Raw genomic sequence first — 24,689 nt, forward strand, 5'->3', positions numbered from 1 at the left:
TAGCCGGAATGCGGAAAGCTTGGAAAGGAAACCCGTAATCCGCATGCAACTTAGTCGTCCGGCGCCTGCCGTGGGCCCGGGCCGGGCCGCCGTCGGGGCATTTTGGCCGAGTGCTATTTTGCCTGCGTTGACGTCCTAGAGGCGCTACGTCGCCTTGGCGGGGTGGAACTTTTGCTGGGCGGCGGTGAGGCCATCCCGGACCAGAACTTCGACGGCGTCGGCGGCTGAGTCGATGAGGAAGGGCAGTTCCTTCTTCTCCGGCGCGGAAAAGTCACGCAGGACAAAGTCCGCGGTCTCCATCCGTCCGGGCGGACGCCCGACGCCCACCCGCACGCGCAGGTAGTCCTTGGTGGCCAGGGCCTTGGAAATATCGCGCAGTCCGTTGTGGCCGCCCTCGCCGCCGCCGATCTTGAGCCGCACGGTGTCGAAGGGGATGTCGATCTCGTCATGGACGGCAATGACATGGGCCGGATCGATCCCGTAGAACTGGGCCAGGGCAGACACCGGACCGCCGGAGACGTTCATGTAGGACAGCGGCTTGGCCAGCACGATCCGGGGCCCGCCGATGCCCAGGCGCCCTTCGAGGACCTGGGCACGCGATTTGTGCGACTTGAAGCCGCCGCCGACGCGTGAGGCGAGTTCGTCCAGGACCATCTGGCCGACGTTGTGCCGGTTGTGGCTGTACTCGGATCCGGGGTTGCCAAGGCCTACGATCAGCCAGGTGTCGGTCATGGATCAGTCCTTCGGTGGGACGGTCAGTGGGACGGGGCGCGGCCAGCGGGGCGCGGCCGGAGACGACGGCGGCCGGGCCCCTGAGGGACCCGGCCGCGGTAAATTCGCCGGAATTACTCGGCTGCTGCTTCGGCTGACGGGGCAGCTGCTTCGCCCTCTTCGCCTTCTTCGCCCTCTACGACGTTTTCGGTGGCCTCGGAGATGTTGACGACGAGTGCTTCGGGGTCGGCCAGCAGGGTGGAGCCCTTCGGCAGGACGAGGTCGGAAGCGTGGATGTGCTCGCCGGCGCTGCGGCCTTCGATGCTGACCTCGATGGCGGTCGGCAGGTGGGTTGCCTCGGCCTCGACGGAAACGACCGTCATTTCCAGGTTGTGGACGTTGCCCGGAGCCAGTTCGCCGCTGAGGTGAACGGGCACGTCAACGGTGACCTTCTCGCCGGTGCGGACGGTCAGCAGGTCGAGGTGCTCGATGATCTGCTTGATCGGGTTGCGCTGGATGTCCTTGACGAGGGCAAGGTGCTGCTCGCCGTCGATGTCCAGGGTCAGCAGGGCGTTGGCGGTGCGGACGGCCAGGGTGGTGGCCTTCGCCGGCAGGGTGATGTGGATCGGCTCGGCGCCGTGGCCGTAGATGACGGCCGGGATCAGGTTGGCCATGCGGGCGCGGCGGGCGAAGCCCTTGCCGAATTCGGTGCGGACTTCTGCTGCGAGCTTCTGCTCAGACATGGGTATCTCCTCGTGGGATTTCAGGCTGTGGGACTAAACGGTGTTCAGCAAGGGCGGAGGTCTGTTTACGACCTTCAACGCCGGGCTGCCGTGCGGCTGCCCTTCAGAAGGAGATTCAGACCCAGTCGATTACGGAGACCAGCAGTCCGGGTTCCGATGAATTTCCCATCAATACGGAATTCAAGTCGGAATGCCGGCGCTCTCCCTCGCCAAGGTTTCGCTACAAGGCTACCAGCGGAGGGGCCGGTTCCTGAAACCGGGCCCTCCGCTGGCCGGCTCAGGCCTGGCCGTCGAACAGGCTGGTGACGGAGCCGTCGTCGAACACTTCACGAATGGCGCGGGCGATCAGCGGCGCGATGGACAGCACGGTCAGCTGCGGGAAGCGCTTGTCCGGGGTGATCGGCAGCGTGTTGGTGACCACCACTTCGCGGGCGCCGGACTCGGACAGGCGGCGGGCCGCCGGATCGGAGAACACGGCGTGCGTCGCGGCGATGATGACATCCTTGGCGCCGGCGTTCTTGAGCACCTGGACGGCGCCGGAAATGGTTCCCCCGGTATCGATCATGTCGTCGATCAGGACGCAGGTGCGGCCTTCAATCTGGCCCACGACCGTCTTGGAGACGGCCTGGTTGGGCACGGTGAGGTCCCGGCTCTTGTGCACGAACGCCAGCGGCGCGCCGCCGAGGCGCTCGGCCCACTGCTCGGCCACGCGGACGCGGCCGGTGTCCGGCGAGACGACCGTGACCTTGTCCGAACCAACCCTGGTGCGGATGTAGTCGGCCAGGAGCGGAATGGCCATCAGGTGGTCCACGGGGCCGTCGAAGAAGCCCTGGATCTGGGACGTGTGCAGGTCCACGCTCATGATGCGGTCGGCGCCGGCGGTCTTGTACAGGTCGGCGACGAGGCGTGCCGAGATCGGCTCACGGCCGCGGCCCTTCTTGTCCTGCCGGGCGTAGGGGTAGAACGGGGACACGACAGTGATGCGCTTGGCGGAGGCCCGCTTGAGCGAATCGATCATGATCAGCTGTTCCATGAGCCAGTTGTTCAACGGGGCCGGGTGGGCCTGGATCACGAAGGCGTCGGTGCCTCGGACGCTCTCGCCGGCCCGTACATAGATCTCGCCGTTGGCGAAGTCGTAGGCGTCCAGGGGCAGCAGTTCGGTGCCGAGCTCCTTCGCGATCTCCTTAGCCAGCTCAGGGTGCGCGCGCCCCGCGGCCAGCACCAGCTTCTTCTCGCCGTGTGCCGTAATTTCGCTCATGATTGCTAGCCCTCTTCTGTCGGTGCCGGAGTAGTGGAGGATGTTGGGGCGGCGCCCGCGGCGACTGTATCGACCGCGGCGGATTGGGCCAGGCCTGATCCGGCCCGGGCGGACTCGGCCAGGGCGGCGGAGACGGAACCGGGGCGGTTGGCCGCAACCCAGCCTTCGGAGTTCCGCTGCTTGGCCAGGGTGACGGCGAGGGCGCCGGCCGGGACGTCCTGGCGGATGATCGCGCCGGCGCCGCTGTAGGCGCCGTCGCCCACGCGCACGGGGGCCACGAACACGGTGTTCGAACCGGTGCGCACACCCGAGCCGATCACCGTACGGTGCTTCTTCTCGCCGTCGTAATTGGCGGTGATGTTGCCGCAGCCGATGTTGGTGTCCTCGCCGATTTCCGCGTCCCCGGCGTAGCCGAGGTGGGACAGCTTCGAGCCGCGGCCGATCGTGACGTTCTTGGTTTCGTAGAACGCGCCGATCTTGCCGGTCTCGCCCAGGACGGTGCCCGGGCGCAGGTAGGTGAAGGGGCCCACGCTGGCGCGCGCCCCGATCGTGGAGCCGGAGCCGTGGGTGCGGATCACCGTGGCGCCGGGTCCCACCGTGACGTCGGTCAGCGTGGTGTCCGGGCCGACGACGGCGTCGCGTGCCACCGTGGTGCTGCCGTGCAGCTGGGTGTTGGGCAGGAGGCGGACGTCCTCGTCGAGCGTCACCGTGGCGTCGATCCACGTCGTGGCGGGATCCACGACGGTCACGCCGGCGCGCATCCAGGCTTCGAGGGTGCGGCGGTTCAGTTCAGCGCCGAGCGCCGAGAGCTGGACGCGGTCGTTGGCGCCCTCCACCTGCCAGCGGTCTTCGGTGACGACGGCGGCGACGCGGCCGCCCGCGGCGCGGGCCAGGGCCAGGACATCGGTGAGGTACTTTTCGCCCTGGGCATTGTCCGTGGTGACGTGCACCAGCGCGTCGCGCAGCACGGCGGCGTCGAAGGCGTAGATGCCGGAGTTGACCTCACGGATGTCGCGTTCGGCGCTGGTGGCGTCCTTGTGTTCGCGGATTCCCGTGACGGTTCCGTCTTCTGCGCGGAGGATGCGTCCGTAGCCGGTGGCGTCGTCGAGCACGGCGGTGAGGACGGTGACGGCGTTGCCCTCGGCCTCGTGGGCGGCGACGAGCTCGGCGAGCAGGCCGCCTGTGAGCAGCGGGACGTCGCCGTACGTGACCACGACCGTTCCGCCCAGCCGTCCTTGGGGGTTGAGCGTGTCGAGCGCTTCCAGTGCCGCTTCGACCGCGCGGCCGGTGCCTGGTACATCGTCCTGGTCAACAATCAGGGCCTGCGGATCGAGGGCGGCGACGTGGGCGGCGACGAGGTCGCGTTCGTGCCGGACCACGAGGGCCAGCTCACGGGGGTTAATACTGCGGGCCGCCTGGAGCGCGTGGCCGACCAGGGAGCGGCCGCCGATCTCGTGGAGAATTTTGGGGGTACGGGATTTCATCCGGGTACCGGCCCCTGCAGCTAGGACGATCACGGCGGCTGGGCCAGTATTCTCGGGGCTCACGTATTGGCTCTCCTTGCTTGGTTGCGCAGTGTGTCTCGCCAAGTTCCGCCCATAGGACTCGAACCTATACTCCACGGCTCCAAAGGCCGGGGTGCTGCCATTACACCAGAGCGGACCGTGCACAGGCTTGACCTGTGGCACGAGAATCAATTCTGCCACGAAGGTTGATGCTCGTGCGACTCAGGGCCGCGGAAGGGCGGCCGGCAGGTGCGGGAGGGCGGCGCGGCCGGCGCCACGGGACATGCCCATTCTTGGTCGGCGCGAAGATACATGTCCTGCAAGATCCCTGCACTCCGCGGGACATGCCCAGCGTTGGTCCCCAGCAGTGGACATAATGCCAATATGCCCAACCCTGGCCCGCGCCGAGGGGCATGTCCTGAGGGATCTTGGCGCTGCAATGGACATGTCCAGTGGTGGCCTCCGGAGCGGAACAGGTCCTGCAGGATTCACGCACTCCGCGGAACGTGTCTTCCTGGGCGCGCCGAGACCCGTTCCCTAAGCGGGACATGCCCAGCGTTGGTCCCCAGCAGTGGACATAATGCCAATATGCCCAACCCTGGCCCGCGCCGAGGAACATGTCCCGGGGGATTTCATCCCCTCAGGGGACATGTCCAGTGGTGGCCTCCGGAGCGGAACATGTCCTGCGGGATTTCAGCCCTGCAGGGGACATGTCCGGTGGTGGCCCGCGCCACGGGACATGCCCCGCGGGATCTTGGCGCTGCGAGGGACATGTCCAGCGGTGGGTGCACACACTGGGCATGTCCCGGGGAGGGCAGGAGGCTACTCCCCCAGCACTTCCAGGGCCTCAAGCCACTCGAGTTCGAGGGCTTCGCGTTCCCCGGCCAGTTCCTGGAGTTTCGCGTTGAGCCCGGCGAGCTCGTCGAACTTGCTGGCGTCCCCGGCACCGGCCGTCATCTGGGCGTGGATCTTGTCTTCCTGCTGCTTGAGTTTGCCCAGCTGGCGGTCGATCCGGTTTTTGGCCTTGCGGGCGTCGCGCTTTTCGGCCTCGGAAGGGCCGCTGGCGGCGGGAGCGGAACCCCCGCCGGCGGAGGTGACGGGATTCCCGCCGCCGGTGATCGTGGAGCCGGCCAGGGCCCCTTCGCGCAGTTCGAGGTACTGGTCCACGCCGCGCGGCAGGGCGCGGATCTTGCCGTCGCCCAGGAGCGCCATCTGGTGGTCCGTGACGCGCTCCAGCAGGTACCGGTCGTGGCTGACCACAACGAGCGTGCCGGGCCAGCCGTCGAGCACATCTTCGACGGCGGCGAGGGTATCGGTGTCGAGGTCGTTGGTCGGCTCGTCAAGCATCAGCACGTTCGGCTCCCCCACGAGAAGGCGCAGGAGCTGCAGCCGCCGGCGTTCGCCACCGGAGAGGTCCTTGACCGGGGTCCACTGCTTCTCGTTGGTGAAGCCAAGCTGCTCCACGAGCTGTCCGGCGGTGAATTCCTTGCCGCCGACGTTGAAGGAGCGCTTTTCCCGCTCGATCACTTCGATCACGCGCAGGTCCGAGACGTCGTCGAGTTCCTTGACCTCCTGGGTCAGGACCGCGGTGACCACCGTCTTGCCGCGCTTGACCTTCCCGGAAGTGGGCTGGATCTCGCCGTTGAGGAGTTTGAGCAGGGTGGTCTTGCCGGCGCCGTTGACGCCCACGAGGCCCAGCCGCTCCCCGGGAGCGAGGCGCAGCGTGATGTTGTCGAAGAGCTTCTGCCCGGCCTCGCCGCCGACGAAGTCCAGGGAGACGTGCTCGAGGTCCAGGACGTCTTTGCCCAGCCGGGCGGTGGCCATCTTGCTCAGCGCCGTCGAGTCGCGCGGCTCGGGGACGTCCGCGATCAGGGCGTTGGCTGCCTCGATCCGGAACTTGGGCTTGGCGGTCCGGGCGGGGGCGCCGCGCCGGAGCCAGGCGAGCTCCTTCTTCACCAGCTGCTGGCGCTTGCTTTCCATCACGGAAGCGGACCGGTCGCGCTCCGCCCGGGCCAAGACGTAGGCGGCATAGCCGCCGTCGAACGGGTCCATGATGCCGTCGTGGATTTCCCAGGTCTTGGTGCAGACTTCGTCGAGGAACCAGCGGTCGTGGGTGACCACGAGGAAGGCGCCCTGGTTGGCCCGCCAGCGGGTCTTCAGGTGCCGTGACAGCCACGCAACGCCTTCGACGTCGAGGTGGTTGGTCGGCTCGTCGAGCATGATGACGTCGTGGTCCTCGATCAGCAGCTTGGCCAGCGCCACACGCCGCTTCTGCCCGCCGGAGAGCGCATGGACGTTGGCGTGCCAGTCGACGTCGGACACGAGCCCGCCCATGACTTCGCGGATCTGGGGATTGCGGGCCCACTCATAGTCGGCCTGGTCCCCCACGATCGCGGCGCCGACGGTGAGGTCGCCGTCGAGCACGTCGCTCTGGTCCAGATAGCCGATGTTGACCTCGCTGCGCTTGGTCACGCGGCCGGAGTCCGGGGTGGAGCGCATGGCCAGCAGCCGCATCAGGGTTGACTTGCCGTCGCCGTTGCGGCCCACCATGCCGATCCGGTCGCCCTCTTCAAGGCCGAGGGTAATGCCATCGAGGACGGTACGGGTTGCATACGAGACCGTGAGGTTCTCGCCGCCGAGCAGGTGTGCCACTGGGAACTGCTTTCTTAGGTGTATCGGTGAAGTGAAGCTGTGAAGTTCTGGGATGCGGTGCGTCAAAAGCTCCTAAAGGAGCGTATCGGAGATGATGCGGGCCCCGTGCACCGGCCCGTGCACGGCCATGGCGTCGAGGCTGTGGTGGCGGAGCTCTTCGGCGAGTCCGGCGGCCGCGGCGGGGCTGTGCGCGAGGAACGCGACAGTGGGCCCGGAGCCGGAGACGATGCCTGCGATCGCGCCGCAGGCCTCGCCGCGGCCCAGGGTCTCGCGCAGGCCCGGGGCCAGTTCGATCGAGGCGCGTTGGAGGTCGTTGACCAGGACGCGGCTCAGGGCGTCGGCGTCGCCGCTGCGCAGGGCGGTGAGCACGCCGGGGTCGACGGCGTCGGGTTCGTCCACCGCCACGCCCTCGGCCGCGCGCAGGCGGTCCAGGGTGCGGTAGACCTCCGGGGTGGGCAGGCCGAAGTCCGCGGTGACCAGGACCCAGTCCGTCTGGGCCTTGACCAGCGCCGGCGAGAGCTCATCGCCCAGGCCCAGTCCGACGGCGGTGCCGCCCAGCAGCGCGAAGGGGACATCGGCGCCGAGCTCGGCGGCCAGGTGGGCCAGCTCATCGCGGGAGAGCCCGCTGTTCCACAACGCGTCGCAGGCCAGCAGGGTGGCGGCGGCGTCGGCCGACCCGCCGCCCATGCCGCCAGCGACGGGCACCCGTTTGGTGATCTCCAGGTGGACACCGGTGGAGTGTTCCGAGACGTCGGCCATGATGGCTGCGGCCTTGTAGGCCAGGTTGCGGTGATCGAGCGGAATGTCCACCCCATCGAGGTCCACGGTGCTCGCATCGCTGATGCTGACGGTGATCTCGCCGGTATCGGTGCTGGTGGCGGCAATTTCCTCGTAGAGCGAGACAGCCAGATAGACGCTGGCCACGGAGTGGTAGCCGTCCGGCCGCAGCGGTCCGACGTCCAGTGAGACGTTAACCTTGCCTGGAGCTTTCACCCGGACAGTCCTCGCGGCAAAGCGCCCTCTCACTGCGTTCATGGCTCCACGCTATGGCATCGCGGCCCGGGCTCCAAGCACGCACCGGCCCCCAGGGGAACGGAAGAGGAGCTCAGGAGTCCGGCTGCCCGTGGGCCTCGGCGATCCTGGCGAACGCGGCGATGTCGATCACTTCACCGCGTGCGGTGGGGTCGACGCCGGCGGCCCGCAGGCAGCGTTCGGCCTCGGCGGCACTGCCGGCCCAGCCGGCCAGCGCGGCCCGGAGCGTCTTGCGGCGCTGCGCGAAGGCGGCGTCAATCACGGCAAAGACCTGCTCCCTGGTGGCAGTCGTGACGGGCGGTTCCCGGCGCGTGAAGGCGACGAGCCCGGAATGGATCTTGGGCGCGGGCCAGAAAACGTTCATGCCGATCACGCCGGCCTTGCGCATGCTGCTGTACCAGGCGGCCTTGACTGATGGAACGCCGTAGGTCTTGGAGCCGGGCCCGGCCGCGAGCCGGTCGGCGACTTCATCCTGGACCATGACCAGGCCGTGCTGCAGGCTCGGGAAGTGCTGCAGCAGGTGCAGCACCACCGGAACGGCCACGTTGTAGGGAAGGTTCGCCACGAGCGCGCTCGGCTCGACGGGAAGCTCGGTGACCCGCATGGCATCGGCCAGGACCAGGTGGAAATTCCCGACGGCGTTCGGCCGCCACTCGCCGACAGTGGCCGGCAGCCGCCCGGCGAGGACCGGATCGATTTCGACGGCGACCACGCTGCGGGCGGCGTCCAGCAGGCCAAGGGTCAGGGACCCGAGCCCGGGGCCGACTTCCAGGACGGTCTCATCGGCCCGGATGTCGGCGGTGTTCACGATCCGCCGGATGGTGTTGCCGTCGATGACAAAGTTCTGGCCAAGGGTCTTCGTGGGCCGCACGCCGATTTCCTCTGCCAGCCGGCGGATATCGGAGGCACCCATCAGCGGTGCGGGCGCCGCTCCGGGCAGGCTTTCGGGGGCGGAGGGGCTCGGTTCAGTCACCTAGGTATCCTATCCCGGCGCCGGTACGCCGCAGGCCGGGTCCGGAGGGAATCCGGACCCGGCCTGTGCTCTCCCCTGGCTGTGGTCGGCAGCCGCGGGAGTCGGGCGGTTCAGCGGCGGGCGGTCAGCCGCAGGCCTGGCCTGCTAGCTGGAGGCGGCCCAGCCGCAACCCCAGGGCTGCAGGCCGCGCTGGGCGTAGACGCGGTTGGCGATGTCGATCTGCTGGGCCTTGGTGGCGGCCGCGGCGTTCGGGGCGTAGGCGCCGCCGCCGGAGCCGAGCCAGGTCCTGACGTCGAACTGCAGGCCGCCGTAGTAGCCGTTGCCGGAGTTGATGGACCAGTTGCCGCCGGATTCGCACTGGGCGATCTTGTCCCACATGCCCTGGTTCATCATGGCGGGGGCGGATGCGCCGGTGTTGGCGGCGGGCTTGGGCTTTTCCTTGGTGCCGACAGTCACCTTTTCGGTGACCGGCTGGGCGGTGACGGTCTCGGACACCAGGGTCCGGGAGGCTTCGCGGCCGTCCACGAGGACCAGCTTGAAGCTCTTGCTGGTGGTGCCGGCGACGCCGGCCTGGGTGACCTTCTTCTCGCCCTTGAACATGTCGGCGCTCTCGGTGGTGAGCGTTTCGAAGGCAACCGGCTCGGTGGTCTTGGCGGTCTTGCTGACGTCGACGCGGGAGACCTTGATCACCATGTCGTTGACCACGGGGGCGTTCCCGGGCTGGGAGACGCGGTCGCTGGCCCCGAGCTTAAGCCCGGCATCCTCGAGCACCTTGGCCACTGTGGCCGCCGTCGTGGTGGTCGCCGCTGCCTTGCCGTCCGCAACGAGGCTTACCTTTTTCGGCGTCGAGATGGCGACGAAGGAGCCGGAGACGGCGAGCTGGGCGTCCTTCGGCACGGAGACCTGCGAGGCGCTGGCCACGCCGAGTTCGGTCACGAGCCCTTCGACGGTGGGCGAGGTGGTGGAGATGGTCCGCTCCGCGCCGTCCAGGCTGACCTTGACGGCCTTGGCGAGGTTGACGTTGATGACTGACCCGTCCTGCACATGGGCGTCCGCCGAAGGCGACACCCTGTCAGATGGCTGCAGATCAACCTTGGCACTCTTGACGACTTCCCCGACGGTTCCGCCGAAGGTCTGGACGGAGCTGACTTTGCCATCCACGTTGAGTGTGATCGTCTTGTTATTGCCGACGAAGGCCACGAGACCCAGCACCAGTGCCACCAGCACCACGAGCTGCGTGCCAACCTTGACGAAGCTGAACTTGCCGTCCGATGTGAAGAACTTGACCACAATTGCCCGAATCTCTTGGACCTTCCGGGCACGGGGAAAAGTGCACGTGGCCATCCTCCGCGAGCGCGCCAACGGCGGCTCCAGACCGCGTCCGGAGCGTCACGGAACATGCGTGCACTGCCTCACCCAAAACGAGAGCGCGCATGTGGTTTGTTGGCCACAATGCACGCCCTGCAGGAGTGAAATTATCCGTAGGCCTTCCCCGACCCCGGCTAATAGTTGACCACTGTAATCTAAGCGTTATAAAGGAACCAAGAAATTGTGCATACCCGGTATCCATGCCGGGGGGCTGGATGAGGGCTGTTTCAGTCCCAGGATCCGTACGCCCGCACCGTATTTGCGGCGATCTGCGCGCACAGCCCGGACAGCTCCGACCCAGTCACATGGGCCATGGCCCGCACCGTATACGGCACCATGTAGCTCGCGTTCGGGCGGCCGCGATGCGGGTGCGGGGTGAGGAAGGGCGCGTCGGTCTCGACCAGGATCCGGCTCGGCTCCGCGATGGCCAGCGCTGCCCGCAGATCCGTCGCGTTCTTGAATGTCACGGTTCCGGCAAAGGACATATACCAGCCCTCCGCGTTGCAGGTCCGGGCGAGCGCCTCGCCACCGGAGAAACAGTGGAAAACCACCCGCTCCGGGGCCCCCTCTTCGCGCAGGACCTGGACGACGTCGTCATGAGCGTCGCGGTCATGGATTTGCAGCGTCAGCCCGAGCCGTTTGGCGATGTCGATATGGCGGCGGAACGAATAGCGCTGGTGGGCCAGCCCCTCCCCCTCGGTCCGGAAGAAGTCGAGGCCGGTCTCCCCGATTGCCCGGACCCTCGGATGGGCGGCGAGCGCCTCAATCTCGGCCAGGGCCTCCTCCAGGCCGCCGCGCCGGGCGTAGCCGGGGGCATCGTTGGGGTGGAGGGCAACAGCGCCCAGGAGCCGCGAATCGAGGTCGACCGCGTTGACCGTAAACCGGGACGATTCGAGGTCGCAGCCCACCTGGACCGCACCTTGGACGCCCACCGCGGCGGCGGCGTCGAGGGCGTCCTTGACGCCCACCTCGAGTTCCGCGTCGGGAAAGTCCAGATGCGTGTGGTTATCCATGACCGGCACGGGGAGCGGTTCCGGTGCGGGCGGATACCCGCTGCGTCCGGTACCGTCGTTGCCAGGGGACCGGAACGGAACGGGGGTGAGGGGATTGAGCATCCATCCACCCTAACCGGAGGCCAGATTTCCCCGGAACTCTCTGTCAGGGCCGGCAGTTGTGTTAGTAGTCTGTTAATACTCTGTAATTTCCCCGTTAGGAAACAGGTGAACGCCACTGCGGGGCCCGGCCGCCGCGGGCGGCCAGATCCGGGACCCACCAGGGCTGAAAGGCTGCCGATGGACTACCACCGCACTTCCGTAGACGACATCCTCCCCCAAGGACAGAGCCTCCCGGGCCGCGCCTCCATGGACCCAAACCCCGCCGGACAGCGTCCCCCGCGGCATGAACTGCCGGCCATGGACGCCGACGCCTTTCACTCAGCCAGCACCCGGATCCTGACGGCGATCAATACGGTCATCGACGGCAAGGCCGAAGCAGCCAAACTGGCGCTCACCGTCCTCCTCGCCCAGGGCCATCTGCTCCTGGAGGACGTCCCGGGGGTGGGCAAGACACTCCTGGCCAAGACGCTGGGCCGCACCATCGACTGTTCCGTCAGCCGGATCCAGTTCACCCCGGACCTGCTCCCGTCCGACGTCACGGGCGTGTCCATCTACAACCAGGCGACCCGGACCTTCGAGTTCCGGCACGGCGCGGTGTTCGCCAACATCGTCATCGGGGACGAAATCAACCGCGCCTCGGCCAAGACCCAGTCAGCCCTGCTGGAGTGCATGGAGGAGCACCAGGTCACGGTGGACGGCACGTCCTACCGGCTGGATGAGCCCTTCATGGTGGTGGCGACGCAGAACCCCATCGAAATGGAGGGCACCTACCCGCTGCCGGAAGCGCAGCGGGACCGCTTCATGGCCCGGATTTCCATGGGCTACCCGGACCGCGAGTCCGAAATGGAGATGCTCGAAACCCACCAGGCCTCCTCTCCGCTGGCCCGCGTGACGGCAGTGGTCACCGCGGCGGAAGTGGCCGCCATGATTGCCACGGTGCAGCAGGTGTACGTGTCCCGGTCCATCAAGGAGTACACGGTGGCCGTGGGCCGGGCCACGCGGGAAAGCGGATATCTCCGGCTCGGCGCCAGTCCGCGGTCCATGCTGCAGCTCCTGCGTGCGGCGAAGGCCACCGCCGCGCTGGAGGGCCGGGACTTCGTGCTGCCGGACGACGTCGTCAGCGTCGCCGAAGCGGTGCTCGCCCACCGGATCATCCTCGACCGCAAGGCGGCCAGCGCGGGTGAGACGCCGCAAAGCGTCATCCGGGCCATTATCGCCAAGATTCCCGTCACCCCGGACGTGACGGCCTCACCCAACGGAACCGGCCGCCCGGCCCGGAAGGCCTCGGCCATGGCCGCCGCGCCGTCGCCCAAACTGCCCAATCCGCGCTAGGGAATGGATCCGCCGTGGCATTGAGCGATCGGTTCCCCGGGCACTTCTTCAGCAGCCGCGGCTGGGGCCTGCTCGGCGCGGGTGCGGTGTCGCTGCTGGCCGCGCAGATCATGGGGCGCCGGGACCTGCTGGCACTGGCCGTCCTGCTGCTGGTGCTGCCGGTGCTGGCCCTGGCCGGAACCCGGGTCCTGAAGCCGAGGTTCCGGGTCTACCGCGAATTCAGCCCGTCGCCGGTTGAAACGTCCGCGCGCGCCACGGTGCGGCTGGCCGTCGCGCGGACCGGGGCCGGTGCAGGCCACGCGGTCATGGAGGAACACCTGCCCGCCCGGTTCGGCGAGTCGCCCGTCTTCCGGTTCCCGGCCCGTGCGGCCGCCGGCGGCACCAGCCGCTATGAGTACCACCTCCGCTCGGCCAGGCGCGGCCAGTTCCTGATCGGGCCCGTCACGGCGGAATTCAGCGATCCCTTCGGGCTCTCCTTCCACCGCCACGCGATTGACGACGGCGACCTCCTCACCGTGACGCCCGCCGCCATCGAGCTCCCGGAGACGGGGCTGGCCGGCGCCCGCGGACACGACGGCGTCACACCCACGCGGGCCCGGGCCAACCCCAGCGACGACGACGTCATGACCCGCGAATACCGCCACGGGGATCCACTGCGCCGGGTGCACTGGGCCGCGACCGCCCGCCACGGGTCCCTCATGGTGCGGCAGGAGGAATCCGTCACCACCCCCGAGGCGACCATCATCCTGGACCAGCGGCTCTCGGCCTACCCCCACGGCGTGTTCGGCCACAGTGCCCATTCCTCCGGCGGCCACCCGGGGAGCGGGGAGGGGGACGGCCATGACCTGCTGACCTCTGATGCCTTCGAATGGGCTGTCACGGCGGCGATGTCGATCGGGGCGCACCTCGCGGAACGCAACTACTCGCTGCGGTTCCTGGACACCGCGGGTGCGCCCGCCTTCCGGAATTCGCCGTCCGCTCCCGATCCGGAAGCCGAGGAATACACCGGAACGGCCGGGCTGCAGTCCATCGCCGAAAGCCTGGCCGCCATCGAGCTTTCCGGCCCGCTCCACACCCACCACCACACGCACCCGCACCGTGACCGCACGGCGCCCCGCCTCCAGGCCCGCCCGCAGGATGCCGCGGCGGGAGCCAACACCGGATCCTCCGCGCCGCGCGGATTCCGTTCCGGGGCCGCGGCGAGTACCGGGAATGCCCCGCAGGCCTTCGACGACACCCTGATGGACAAACTCTCCGCCCACCGGCTGCGGGGACCGGTCCTGGCAGTCCTGGGCGGCCTGACCCCGGCCGAGGCCCGGGCACTGTCCCCGGCCGCCGGGTTCGGCGCGAACGCCTTCGCACTGCTGGTCACTGACCAAGCACAGGATTCCGGCGAAATGCCCGAGGTGCTGGAGGCGCTGCGGCGGGGCGGATGGCGGGCCCTGGCGGTATCCGCCCAGAGCTCGCTGCCTGACGCCTGGGCGGCCTTCGACCGGGCAGACCCGGCGATGTCCGCCGCGGCAGACGTCCGCCGCGGCGTGGGAGGCCGGCCATGACACTCGCCCCGCAGCGCAGCCACGGATCCGGCACAGGCACGGCCGGCACGGAAGAACCGACAGTCCTGCCCTCCGGCGCAGCGTCCCGGCCGGACACACGCGGCGCCCAGCCCTGGGTGATGGCGGCCGCCGTCTCGGTGGCCGTCGCGGGCGCGGCCCTCGGATTCAACGGCGTTCTGCGTGGGTGGGCCTGGTACTCCCCGGTATTCAGTACGGTACTCTCCGTTGCGTTCTCCCTCGCGTTGCTCCGGTCCCTGCGTGCCCGGCCCTGGCTGGTGACCGCCGGCGCCCTGGTGACGCTGATCGTGGCCGTGACCTTCATTTTCTTCCGGCAGCACAGCATTGCGGGGTTCATCCCGTCCCCGGAGACCATGAACTACCTGGGGAAGTTCCTCCGGCGGGCCAGCGAGACGGTCCTGGCCGAGAGCACCCCGGTGGCCCCCAACGCCGGAATCGTCATGCTGATCTGCGCGGTCCTCGGGCTGCTGGTGATCCTGATCGATGCCCTGGCGTTCCCGCTGGCGCTGCCGGCCACGAGCGGGATGGGGATCCTGGCAATCCTCGTGGTGCCGGCCATGGTCAAGCCGCAAAGCGTTGGGGTGCTGGGGTTCGTGGGCGCCGCCGTCGGGTACCTGTTGATCCTCGGGTGCAGCCATTGGTATACGCCGGATACCCGCACCCTGGCCGACACCGCCCGCAACCCGGGCCAGCTTCGGCGCGGCGCGGTCACTGCCGTCGCGGCGCTGACCCTCACGCTGGTGCTGCAGCTGGTCATCCCGGGTTTCGATCAGGGCACGTTCCCGCAGGGCTCGCGGCTGAACCCGTTCGGTGGCGCCACCGGCCTGAATCCGATGATCAGCCTGGGCAACAGCCTGCGCAGCCCTTCCGGCGAGGGCCGGATCACCTTCGCCACGAACGCGCCGACGACGCCGTACCTGCGCTCGGTGACGGTGGACAACTTTGATGGCGATTCCTGGTCACCCGATGACCGGGAGTCGACCCGGCAACCGGGAACCGGCAGGATCGAGGCCGGGCATGAGGCCGCCCCGGCCGAGATCCGCGTGCTGACGGCCGTCAACACCGGCCAGTACACGAGCCCCTACCTGCCGGCACCGTATGCGCCGGAAGCTGTCAACGGCCTCTCGGGGCGCTGGAGCTGGGATCCTGCCACGCTGAGCATCAAGGGGGTGGACACAAATTCCCGCGACCAGCAGTACGTGGTCTCGTCCGTCACTCCCCAGCTCACGGCAGCACTGCTGGCGGGGGCTTCCGGGCCGGTGCGCGGTGTCCCCGAGCAGTTCCTCCGGGAACCGTCGAACGTTCCGGAGGTTGTGCGCAGCACGGCCAACACGGTGACGGCGGGTGCCAACTCGCCGTATGCGCGGGCCATGGCCATCCAGAGGTACCTGCGCTCCACCGAGTTCAGCTACTCCCTGCAGTCCCCCGTGCAGGGCGGCTACGACGGCAACGGCCTGTCCGTGCTGGCGGACTTCCTGACCCAGAAGAGCGGCTACTGCATTCACTTCGCCTCCGCCATGGCCGTGATGGCCAGGCTGGAGGGCATTCCGAGCAGGATCGCCGTGGGCTACGCGCCGGGGCGCAACACCGGGGCCACAGTGGCGGTCTCGGGCCAGGGTCCGCTTCCGGAATTCGAGGTCGATGCCCGGGACGCCCACGCCTGGCCGGAACTCTACTTCCAGGGCGTCGGCTGGGTCGCGTTTGAGCCGACACCGTCCCGCGGCGTCGTTCCGGCGTACGCCACGGATGCCTCCGCGCCCAGTGGTGCCAGCACCAATGATCGCAACGACGCCCTGACCCCCGGGGACGGCTCCACCCAGGCACCGTTCCCCGTCCCCGTCCCGGTCCCAGCGCCGGGGGCGGGCACGGCGGCGCCTGGCGGGGCGCAGGCGGCACAGGTGCTGTACGGCGTTGCCGCGGTGCTGCTGCTGGCACTGCTGGTGGCCTCCCCGCGGCTGGTGCGCAGCGGCGTGCGGCGGCGCAGGCTGAGGGCGGCGGACCGCGGCTATCCCGGCGCCACGGGCGGGACGGCCCTGCCGGCCTGGGCGGAACTGCGGGATCTGGCCACGGACTACGGAATGGCGCCCGGAGCGAGCGAGACGCCGCGGCATTTCTCCCAGCGGTTGCGCGCCTCGGAGGCCATGGCGGAACCCGGCGTTGCGGACGGGCCCGGCCAGCGGGCCGCGGCCGCCCTGACCGAGGACTTTGAACGTGAGCAGTACGGCCGCCCGGGCGGCGCCGCCGGTCCGGCGCGGAACGCAGGCTCCGAGGATCTTGCCGACTCCGCCGCGGCCAGGGTCGCCCTGGTGCAGGCCTCGCTGCGCGCCAACGCGGGATTCCTGGTCCGGCTGCGCGCGGCCTGGCTGCCGCCGTCGGTCATGTCCGGCTGGCAACGGTCCCTGCAGCTGCCCCGCGGGATCCTCTCCCGGACAGCACAACGCACCCGGCGGGGGTTTGCGGGATCCTGGGGGAAGATCCGCAACTCCGTCCGCCGGGTGCGCCGCCGCTAGCGTGTGTGGCTAGCCGGCGGGTGCGCCGCCGCTAGCGTGTGTGGTTAGCCGGCGTAGGGGTCGGCGATGCCGATGTACTGGGTGTAGAGGTATTCCTCGATGCCCTCGAGGCCGCCTTCGCGGCCCAGGCCGGACTGCTTGACGCCGCCGAACGGGGCGGCCGCGTTGGAGACCACGCCGGCGTTCAGGCCCAGCATGCCGGTCTCGAGCCGTTCGCCCATCCGGATGCCCCGGTTCAGGTCCCGGGTGAAGACGTAGGCCACCAGCCCGTATTCGGTGTTGTTCGCGAGCCGGACGGCCTCGTCCTCGGTGTCGAAGGTGATGATCGGGGCGACGGGTCCGAAGATTTCCTCGGACAGGATCCGGCTGCCCTCGCTCACACCGGTGAGGATCGTGGGCTTGTAGAAGTAGCCAGGGCCCTCGACGGCGGAGCCGCCGGTCACGGCGACCGCGCCGGAGTTCACGGCGTCGGTGACGAGTTCGTGGACCTTGTCCCGGCTCTTGGCATCGATCAGCGGTCCGACCTTTGATTCGGCCTCGGTGCCGCGGGCGGTGGTCATGTCCGCCATCTTCGCGGCGAACTTCTCCGCGAACTCCTGTGCGACGGACTCGTGCACGATGAACCGGTTCGCCGCGGTGCAGGCCTCGCCCATGTTCCGCAGCTTCGCCAGCATCGCCCCCGCGACGGCGGCGTCGATGTCGGCGTCCCCGAAGACCACGAACGGGGCGTTCCCGCCGAGTTCCATCGAGGTCCGCAGCACCGTCTCGGACGCGTCCGCGAGCAGCCGCCGGCCGACCTCGGTGGAACCGGTGAACGACAGCTTCCGCAGGCGCTGATCCTTGATCAGCGGACCCGTGGTGGCCCCGGCGGTGGAGGTCGGGATGACGTTCAGGACACCGGCAGGCAGGCCGGCCTCGACCATCACGGCGGCGAACAGCTGGGAGGTCAGCGGGGTCAGGTTCGCGGACTTGAGCACCATCGTGCAGCCGGCCGCGACCGCGGGGGCGATCTTGCGGGTCGCCATCGCCAGCGGGAAGTTCCACGGCGTGATCAAAAGGCACGGGCCCACCGGCTTCTTAGTCACCAGCAGCCGGGACTTGCCGTCCGGGGAGACCGAGTAGCGGCCGAACGCACGGACGGCCTCCTCCGAGAACCAGCGCAGGAACTCCGCACCATAGGTGACCTCGCCACGGGCCTCGGCCAGCGGCTTGCCCATCTCCAGAGTCATCAGGAGCGCGAAGTCCTCGGCGCGGGCCGTGACCATTTCGAAGGCGCGGCGCAGGATCTCGCCGCGTTCCCGGGCCGGGACCTTGGCCCAGGACTCCTGCGCGGCCGCGGCGGCGTCCAGGGCCGCCTTGCCGTCCTCGGGACCGGCGTCGGCAATGCTGAGCAGGACCTTCCCGGTCGCGGGATCCTCGACGTCGAAGGTCTTCCCGGACGCGGCCGGACGCCACTCGCCGTTGATCAGCAGGCCCGTCGGAACGGACGCCAGCAGGGCGCTCTCCCGCTCCGCGGAAACAATGGGCTGGGCAGTTACAGTCACAATGACTCCCTCGTCAGCAATTCGGTTCAACTAGTTTGGGCACAAGTCTTTTGAATTAGTTTTCGGTGTAGGCGCTCGTCCCCACAGGCAGGCACGCGCGTCTGGATTACTGCCACGGTACTGCCGCGCTCACTGGCAAGTCTATGCATCTGCGCACTACCCGATCCAGAATATGCTGTGCAGCTGCACAACCGGTCTGCATGAGCCCGGAGTCCGGTTCCGGCCCGACGCTGAAGCCCGCCGACGCGCGGAAACCCGCCGCCCGGCACCCGCCACCTGAACAGCGCCCGGCCCCGCCACCTGAAACAGCACGCGGCTCAGCGTGCAGCGAGGACCGCGGCATACAGTTCGCGCTTGCTGACCTTCGCATCATCGGCCACTGCGGCGACGGCCTCCTTCAGCCGGATGCCCTGGGCTATCAGCCCGTTGACGGCAGCCACGTGATCCTCGGGGCGGCCGGGTTCGCGTTCCGGAGCGCCGCCCACCACCACGGCAATTTCGCCGCGCACCTCGCTGGACTCGGCCCATTCGAGCAGTTCGCGCAGGGTCCCGCGGATGACCTCTTCATAGGTCTTGGTGAGTTCACGGCAGACGGCGGCCCGGCGGTCCGCGCCAAAGCTTTCGCGCAGGGCCCTGAGCATGGGTTCCAGCCGGTGCGGCGCCTCGAAGAACACCATGGTGCGCCGCTCGGCGTCGAGATCCGCCAGCCGCGAGGAGCGTTCACCGGCCTTGCGCGGCAGGAAACCCTCGAAACAAAAGCGGTCCGTCGGCAGGCCCGACAGGGCCAGGGCGGTCAGCACGGCGGAGGGTCCCGGCGCCGCGGTGACGGTGAGGCCGGCCGCCACGGCGCCTTCGACCAGCCGGAACCCCGGATCAGAGACGGAGGGCATGCCGGCGTCGGTCACCATCACGAGAGTCTTTCCGGACCGGACCTGGGCCAGCAGGTCAGCCGTCTTGGCTGCCTCATTGTGCTCGTGATAGCTGATGATCCGGCCCGCCACGGTGACGCCGAGGCTCTGCACGAGGCGGTGCAGCCGCCGGGTGTCCTCCGCCGCGACAATGTCCGCCGTCGCGAGCAACTCCACCAGCCGCGCCGAGGCATCGCCGGTGTTCCCGATCGGCGTCGCCGCCAGGACGATCCTGCCTGGGCCGCCGGGGGCGGTCACGGCGGCGACGGCATCGCCGTCGAGGGCAGGATCGAGGGAAGGAAGGGGGGAGGTGCTGGGTTCGTGGTCCACAGGACCAGCCTACTGCCGCCGGGGCGGAGCCCTGCGAGCACAGCTGCGAAAGGTAGCATGGGCAACGTGACCCAGACCCCCACGCGGCAGCCCGAGACCGGCCCTGACGCATCGCCGGCAACAGGCCCTGGCCGTCCCCACGGCCGGACCGGCGGCCAGGACCGGAGCCGCGTCAGCACCGGCCGCAACCTTGAAGGGCACCGCTGGATCGGCCGCCCCGCCGAGTCCAACACCCCGGAGGCCCTCAGGGAACGCCTGATCGGCGGCCTCCAGAGCTGGCGGGACTACCCGGCGTCGCTTCGGCTCTGGTACTGGCTCATTCCCGTCCTGACCGCCGCACTGGGCGGCGTGCTGCGGTTCGTCCGGCTGGACACGCCGCGCAACCTGGTCTTTGACGAAACGTACTACGTCAAAGACGCATACTCCTTCCTGGTCAGCGGGTACGAGCGCAGCTGGCCGGACCGGGCGAACGACTCCTTCATCGCCGGCAACCCCGGCATGCTGCTGAACACGCCCGAGTACGTGGTCCACCCGCCGGTCGGCAAGTGGATGATCGCCGCGGGCATGTGGCTCTTCGGGGCGGACAACCCCTTCGGCTGGCGGTTCGGTGCGGCCCTGACGGGGACGCTGTCCATCCTCCTGCTGGCCCTGATCGCGCAAAAGCTCTTCCGCTCGCTCACCCTGGGTGCTGCGGCCGGCGTCCTGCTCGCCGTGGACGGCCACCACCTGGTCATGTCCCGGACCTCGCTGCTGGATATCTTCCTCATGTTCTGGATCCTCGCCGCGTTCGGGGCCCTGCTGATGGACCGCGACGACGGCCGGAGGCGGCTGGCAGCCCGGCTCGGCCGGCAGGCCGCGGCCTCCGCCACGGGGCTGCCCTCGGCGCTGCAGCTCACCTCCGGGCCCTGGCTCGGCATCCGGTGGTGGCGCCTCGCGGCGGGCATCTGCCTGGGCCTGGCGGTCGGCACGAAATGGTCCGCACTGTTCTTTCTGGCCGGATTCGGCCTGCTGACCGTCTTCTGGGACCTCAGTGCACGGCGCATCGCCGGAGTGCACGCCTGGATCAGCGGCGGCATCCTCAAGGACGGCGTCCCGGCGTTCCTCAGCATCGTTCCGGTGGCCGCCCTGGTCTACGGCGCCACATGGACCGGCTGGTTCCGTTCCACGGACGCCTACTTCAGGCACTGGGCCGAGACCAACCCCTCGGCCGAGTGGGGCTGGCTGCCGAACGCCGTCCGGTCCCTGGCGCATTACCACCTGGAGGCCTACAAGTTCCACCAGGGCCTCAGTGCCGACCACCCCTACGAGGCCAGCGCCTGGAGCTGGCTGGTCATGGGCCGGCCCACGTCCTTCTTCTACGAATCCCCCGGGCAGGGCACGCCGGGCTGCGAACTGACGAACTGCACCACCGCCATCCTCTCCGTCGGCAACCCGCTGATCTGGTGGAGCGCGGCCGTGAGCCTGGGCGTCCTCCTGTTCTGGTGGGCAGGCCGCCGCGACTGGCGCGCCGGCGCCGTCCTGGCCGGAGTGGCCGCAGGGTATCTCCCCTGGTTCCTGTACCCGGAGCGCACCACCTTCTTCTTCTACGCCGTGTCCTTTGAACCGTTCCTGGTGCTGGCGCTCGTCTATTGCCTGGGGCTGGTGCTCGGCCAGCGCGGCGACCCCCTCTGGCGCCGGCGGTCCGGGTTCTACCTGGTGGCGGTGTTCGTGGTGGCGGCCGTGCTGGTGTCCGCGTTCTTCTATCCGGTCTGGACGGCCGAGGTGATCCCGTACCAGGACTGGCGCATCCGGATGTGGATGCCGTCCTGGATCTAGGGCAGGATTGCAGGGGAATGTCCGCCGAACTCCGGGCGGACCAGGAAATGGAGACTCGGCTGTGAGAGAAGCAAGCACCGGACTGCTCGTGGAGCTGGACCCGGAGAGCAACGTGACCGATCTGCTCCTGGAGCAGCACGCGAAGGATCCCGTGCACGCCCTCTACTCCCGCAAGGGCCCTGGCGGCTGGACCGACGTCTCCGTCCAACACTTCCTGGAGCAGGTCACTGCCCTGGCCAAGGGCCTGATCGCCGGCGGACTCACGCCGGGCGAAACCGTCGCGGTCATGTCCGCCACCCGGTACGAATGGACGGTGGTGGACTTTGCCATCTGGTTCGCCGGCGGCGTCACCGTCCCGATCTACGAGACCTCCTCCGCTGCCCAGGTCGAGTGGATTCTCCATGATTCGGGGGCCCGGCGGGTGTTCGTCGAGGACCACGCCAGGGCCGCCCTCGTCCAGGGCGTCCTGGACGCCTCCACCGTCCTCGGCGACCGGCTTGTCGCCGTCGTGCGGATGGAGCACGACGGCGCCGCACCGAACCTGGCGAGCCTGGCCGCGGCCGGCGCCGGGGTGACCGACGCCGAGCTGGAACGCCACCGCACCGCCGCCTCCCTGGCGGATGTTGCGTCCTTGGTCTACACCTCGGGCACCACCGGCAAGCCCAAGGGCTGCGAGATCACCCACGCCAACTTTGCCCTGGTGGCCAAGAACATCGTCCTGTTCCTGCCCGAACTCCTCATGCAGCCGCGTTCCCGGACGCTGATGTTCCTGCCCCTGGCACACGTCCTGGCCCGGGCGGTGCAGGTGGTCTGCCTGAGCGCCGGCTCCACCCTCGGCCACACCGCCAGCGCCAAGGAACTGCTGGAAGACCTGGCAAGCTTCAAACCCACCTTCCTACTGGTGGTCCCGCGGATCTTCGAAAAGGTCTACGCCGGAGCCGAGCAGAAGGCAGCCGCCGCCGGCAAGGAACGGGTCTTCACGGCCGCAGCGGCGGCCGCGATCGACTACTCCAAGGCCCTCGACGCCGCTTCCCGGGGCAACGGCACGGGCCCAGGGCTGCTCCTGCGTGCCAGGCACGCAGTCTTCGACCGGCTCCTGTACCCCAGGCTCCGGCAGGCCTTCGGCGGCCAGCTGCGGTACACGGTCTCCGGCGCCAGCCCCCTGAGCTCCAACGACGCCCATTTTTTCCGCGGCGCGGGCATCCCCGTCCTGGAAGGCTACGGCCTGACCGAAACCACGGCGCCCTGCACGGCCAACACCCCGGCACGGACCAAGGTGGGCACAGTCGGCATCCCTGTGCCGGGCACCACGGTCCGGGTGGCCGACGACGGCGAGATCCTGGTCAAGGGCATCGGAGTCTTCAAGGGCTACCACGCCAACGAGGCCGCCAACGCTGAGGCGTTCGTGGACGGTTTCTTCCGGACCGGTGACCTCGGCTCCCTCGACGAGGACGGATTCCTGACCATCACGGGCCGGAAGAAGGACCTGCTGGTCACGGCCGGCGGCAAGAATGTCGCCCCGGGCCCGCTCGAGGAGAAGATCCGGGAGCACCAGCTGGTCGGCCAGGCCGTGGTGGTTGGCGACGGCCGGCCCTTCGTCTCGGCACTGGTCAACCTGGACCCGGAAGGACTGCGCAACTGGTGCACGGCCCGGAAGGTGCCCGTCATGGCGCCGGCCGAAGCCGCCGCAGACCAGACGGTCCGGGCAGCAATCCAGGAAGCCATCGATGCGGCGAACCTCACGGTCTCCAAGGCCGAGTCCATCCGCAGCTTCGTCATCCTGGACGCCGACTTCACCGTGGAATCAGGGCACCTGACCCCCTCGCTCAAACTCAAGCGGGCCGCCGTCGTGCGGGACTACGAACAGCACATCAACCGCATCTACGGCTGACCTGGCAACTGGCCCGTCGTCAGACGGTGTGCCGGGTGCGTGTTCCGCCCTCTGCGTCGCTGCCGGCCGTGCCGTCCGCGGCGGGCGCAGCCTCGGCGGTGGCGTCAGTGCCGGCGCCTGCACCGGGGTCCGTGCCCTTGGCCGTGCTGGCAGCCTTCTTGCCAAGGCCGCGGCGCCGGCGCGTGGGCCAGGTCAGGACGAGGGTGACCAGGGACGCAAGCAGCACGAGGCTCCCGATCGCAATCCCGGCGTCCATCCAGAACTGGCCCGGGAAAAGCCGGATCAGGGTGTCCTGAAGCGTAAAGGTCCAGGTGCCGTTGGCGAAGAAAATACGGTGGAAATCGGTGAAGAACTGCTCCCAGCCGAGCACGGCGAGGGTCCCGAGGCCGATGATGAGCGCGAGGGTGACGATCGAGCCGGCGAACAGGCCGCGGCGGACTCCCCCGCTGTGGCGCCGCTTGAGGTAGATCACGGCAGCCAGGCCCAGCAGGATCAGCAGGGTACCGGCGCCGAAAGTGGACAGGATCACGGCCTTGACGTCGGCCATGTGGCTGACTTCGCCGTCCTTGAACAGCCGCTCCCCGCTTTGGTCCACAAGGTCGCCGAGGTAGCGGGGGCCCGACCAGTTGCTGAGGTAGTCCACCGCGTAGGACCCGTAGGTCATGCGGTCATCGGTGCTGAAGCCGTAGCCGTCGCCGGGGAAGCCCGGACGGTTGTATTCCACCCAGAGGAACAGCGGGCTGGTCACGGCGCGGACGGCGAGCACCAGCAGGATGACCGGGTAGAACACGGCGAGCAGCACCTGAAGCACCCGCGGGAGGACGGGCTTGGCCTTGGCCGCCTGCTCGCGTTCGGCAGTCCGGCGTTCGGCGTTGCGGCGTTCGACTTCGTCCTCGGCGGCGGAGTCCGGACGTGCGCCGGCTGATGCACCAGCTCCTGCCCTGCGCTCGTCGTCATCCGCCGTGAGGGAATCCGAGGGGGCAGCATCCGGCTGGGCAGCATTCGTCTGGCCACCATTCGTCTGGCCTGTGGCGGCGGCCTCGGCCGCCTTGCGGTCGGCACGGCTCTCCGGCTGGCCGGCGGTGGTCGTTTCCGACGGCGCTGCCGTGCCAGCTGCCGGGCCGGCTGCTGCGGCTGAACCTGCCGTGCCCGCTGCTGCAGCCGTACCTGCCGGGCCGGCTGTCGTGCCCGCTGCTGCGGCTGAACCTGCCGGACTGCCGGCCGCGGGCTTGCCGGCGGAGGCCGGCTTCATCCAGTCGAACGCCGGCTCGTCGGTGTCGTCCGACGGGTCCAGGTGCGGATCCGGACGGTCGGGAGGGGTGGGACTCTTGTCAGTCACGTGGAGCTTCGCTTCCGTAGGCTTCTGCGCTGCCCGGCCTGCGCCCGGCTGCGCAACTTATCTGGCTCTGAGCCTACCGTCAGAGGATT

Annotated in this window: 17 protein-coding genes and 1 tRNA gene; 5 read left to right on the forward strand and 13 right to left on the reverse strand. The window is 69.0% G+C overall.

All coding sequences use genetic code 11. The features are described 5' to 3' along the window. Window positions 1-144 precede the first annotated feature (144 nt). The 10 genes from pth to C560_RS0107740 form a co-directional block, all read right to left on the reverse strand. Entirely contained in the window at window positions 145-732 is a 588-nt protein-coding gene (pth, locus tag C560_RS0107695) for an aminoacyl-tRNA hydrolase (protein ID WP_026537746.1), read from the reverse strand. 113 nt (window positions 733-845) lie between these two features. Continuing rightward, a complete protein-coding gene (locus C560_RS0107700; protein ID WP_026537747.1) occupies window positions 846-1,454 on the reverse strand; it encodes a 50S ribosomal protein L25/general stress protein Ctc in 609 nt (202 codons plus the stop codon). 277 nt (window positions 1,455-1,731) lie between these two features. Further along, a complete protein-coding gene (locus C560_RS0107705) occupies window positions 1,732-2,712 on the reverse strand; it encodes a ribose-phosphate diphosphokinase (RefSeq protein ID WP_026537748.1) in 981 nt (326 codons plus the stop codon). Between the two features lie 5 nt (window positions 2,713-2,717). Then, complete coding sequence (gene glmU, locus C560_RS0107710) at window positions 2,718-4,259, reverse strand: bifunctional UDP-N-acetylglucosamine diphosphorylase/glucosamine-1-phosphate N-acetyltransferase GlmU (RefSeq protein WP_026537749.1); 1,542 nt, start codon at window positions 4,257-4,259, stop codon at window positions 2,718-2,720. Window positions 4,260-4,302: 43 nt separating this feature from the next. Further along, window positions 4,303-4,374 (reverse strand) — tRNA-Gln (locus tag C560_RS0107715). A gap of 665 nt (window positions 4,375-5,039) precedes the next feature. Next, window positions 5,040-6,869, reverse strand: coding sequence for an ABC-F family ATP-binding cassette domain-containing protein (locus tag C560_RS0107720; protein WP_026537750.1), 1,830 nt, complete (start codon window positions 6,867-6,869; stop codon window positions 5,040-5,042). Window positions 6,870-6,941: 72 nt separating this feature from the next. Further along, window positions 6,942-7,904 (reverse strand): 4-(cytidine 5'-diphospho)-2-C-methyl-D-erythritol kinase, encoded by a 963-nt coding sequence (locus C560_RS0107725; RefSeq protein WP_026537751.1) that lies wholly within the window; start codon window positions 7,902-7,904, stop codon window positions 6,942-6,944. A 70-nt stretch (window positions 7,905-7,974) separates the two neighbouring features. Then, the gene (gene rsmA / locus C560_RS0107730; protein WP_197026125.1) at window positions 7,975-8,814 is read right to left on the reverse strand and encodes a 16S rRNA (adenine(1518)-N(6)/adenine(1519)-N(6))-dimethyltransferase RsmA; all 840 of its coding nucleotides are present in this window, start codon (window positions 8,812-8,814) and stop codon (window positions 7,975-7,977) included. Window positions 8,815-9,018: 204 nt separating this feature from the next. After that, window positions 9,019-10,164, reverse strand: coding sequence for a ubiquitin-like domain-containing protein (locus tag C560_RS0107735; protein ID WP_026537753.1), 1,146 nt, complete (start codon window positions 10,162-10,164; stop codon window positions 9,019-9,021). A gap of 305 nt (window positions 10,165-10,469) precedes the next feature. After that, window positions 10,470-11,357: a TatD family hydrolase gene (locus C560_RS0107740; RefSeq protein ID WP_026537754.1), complete on the reverse strand. Its 888-nt coding sequence runs from the start codon at window positions 11,355-11,357 to the stop codon at window positions 10,470-10,472. A 246-nt stretch (window positions 11,358-11,603) separates the two neighbouring features. Here C560_RS0107740 and C560_RS0107745 point away from each other — a divergent pair, with 246 nt between their 5' ends. The 3 genes from C560_RS0107745 to C560_RS0107755 are packed head-to-tail and all read left to right on the forward strand — an operon-like array spanning window position 11,604 to window position 16,773. Next, entirely contained in the window at window positions 11,604-12,689 is a 1,086-nt protein-coding gene (locus C560_RS0107745) for an AAA family ATPase (protein ID WP_051082314.1), read from the forward strand. A 14-nt stretch (window positions 12,690-12,703) separates the two neighbouring features. Then, window positions 12,704-14,245, forward strand: coding sequence for a DUF58 domain-containing protein (locus tag C560_RS0107750; protein WP_026537755.1), 1,542 nt, complete (start codon window positions 12,704-12,706; stop codon window positions 14,243-14,245). Beyond that, complete coding sequence (locus tag C560_RS0107755) at window positions 14,242-16,773, forward strand: transglutaminase TgpA family protein (RefSeq protein WP_026537756.1); 2,532 nt, start codon at window positions 14,242-14,244, stop codon at window positions 16,771-16,773. The genes C560_RS0107750 and C560_RS0107755 overlap by 4 nt, the downstream gene beginning before the upstream one ends. A gap of 44 nt (window positions 16,774-16,817) precedes the next feature. Here C560_RS0107755 and C560_RS0107760 read toward each other — a convergent pair whose 3' ends face one another. Both C560_RS0107760 and rsmI read right to left on the reverse strand, forming a co-directional pair. Continuing rightward, window positions 16,818-18,317: an NAD-dependent succinate-semialdehyde dehydrogenase gene (locus C560_RS0107760; protein WP_026537757.1), complete on the reverse strand. Its 1,500-nt coding sequence runs from the start codon at window positions 18,315-18,317 to the stop codon at window positions 16,818-16,820. Between the two features lie 317 nt (window positions 18,318-18,634). Continuing rightward, entirely contained in the window at window positions 18,635-19,555 is a 921-nt protein-coding gene (gene rsmI, locus C560_RS0107765; protein ID WP_442853146.1) for a 16S rRNA (cytidine(1402)-2'-O)-methyltransferase, read from the reverse strand. 57 nt (window positions 19,556-19,612) lie between these two features. On the opposite strand from rsmI, the gene C560_RS0107770 reads away from it, so the two are divergent. Together C560_RS0107770 and C560_RS0107775 are read left to right on the forward strand one after the other, a co-directional pair. Next, a complete protein-coding gene (locus tag C560_RS0107770) occupies window positions 19,613-21,370 on the forward strand; it encodes a dolichyl-phosphate-mannose--protein mannosyltransferase (protein ID WP_026537759.1) in 1,758 nt (585 codons plus the stop codon). 61 nt (window positions 21,371-21,431) lie between these two features. Beyond that, the gene (locus C560_RS0107775) at window positions 21,432-23,261 is read left to right on the forward strand and encodes an AMP-dependent synthetase/ligase (protein ID WP_026537760.1); all 1,830 of its coding nucleotides are present in this window, start codon (window positions 21,432-21,434) and stop codon (window positions 23,259-23,261) included. 19 nt (window positions 23,262-23,280) lie between these two features. On the opposite strand, the gene C560_RS0107780 is transcribed toward C560_RS0107775, so the two are convergent. Continuing rightward, window positions 23,281-24,600 carry a TIGR01906 family membrane protein gene (locus C560_RS0107780; RefSeq protein WP_026537761.1) on the reverse strand — a complete coding sequence of 440 codons (1,320 nt, stop codon included), beginning with the start codon at window positions 24,598-24,600 and terminating at the stop codon, window positions 23,281-23,283. Window positions 24,601-24,689: the final 89 nt, after the last annotated feature.

It is taken from the genome of Arthrobacter sp. 9MFCol3.1, assembly GCF_000620385.1.
Lineage (GTDB): Bacteria > Actinomycetota > Actinomycetes > Actinomycetales > Micrococcaceae > Arthrobacter.

Excerpts from the sequence above, each read along its gene's own strand:
- C560_RS0107705 (WP_026537748.1), bottom strand. The coding sequence starts at position 2,712 with ATGAGCGAAATTACGGCACACGGCGAGAAGAAGCTGGTGCTGGCCGCG.
- C560_RS0107755 (WP_026537756.1), top strand. The coding sequence starts at position 14,242 with ATGACACTCGCCCCGCAGCGCAGCCACGGATCCGGCACAGGCACGGCC.
- pth (WP_026537746.1), bottom strand. The coding sequence starts at position 732 with ATGACCGACACCTGGCTGATCGTAGGCCTTGGCAACCCCGGATCCGAG.
- C560_RS0107745 (WP_051082314.1), top strand. The coding sequence starts at position 11,604 with ATGGACCCAAACCCCGCCGGACAGCGTCCCCCGCGGCATGAACTGCCG.
- C560_RS0107740 (WP_026537754.1), bottom strand. The coding sequence starts at position 11,357 with ATGCTCAATCCCCTCACCCCCGTTCCGTTCCGGTCCCCTGGCAACGAC.
- C560_RS0107700 (WP_026537747.1), bottom strand. The coding sequence starts at position 1,454 with ATGTCTGAGCAGAAGCTCGCAGCAGAAGTCCGCACCGAATTCGGCAAG.
- C560_RS0107770 (WP_026537759.1), top strand. The coding sequence starts at position 19,613 with ATGGGCAACGTGACCCAGACCCCCACGCGGCAGCCCGAGACCGGCCCT.
- rsmA (WP_197026125.1), bottom strand. The coding sequence starts at position 8,814 with ATGGGTGCCTCCGATATCCGCCGGCTGGCAGAGGAAATCGGCGTGCGG.
- C560_RS0107725 (WP_026537751.1), bottom strand. The coding sequence starts at position 7,904 with ATGAACGCAGTGAGAGGGCGCTTTGCCGCGAGGACTGTCCGGGTGAAA.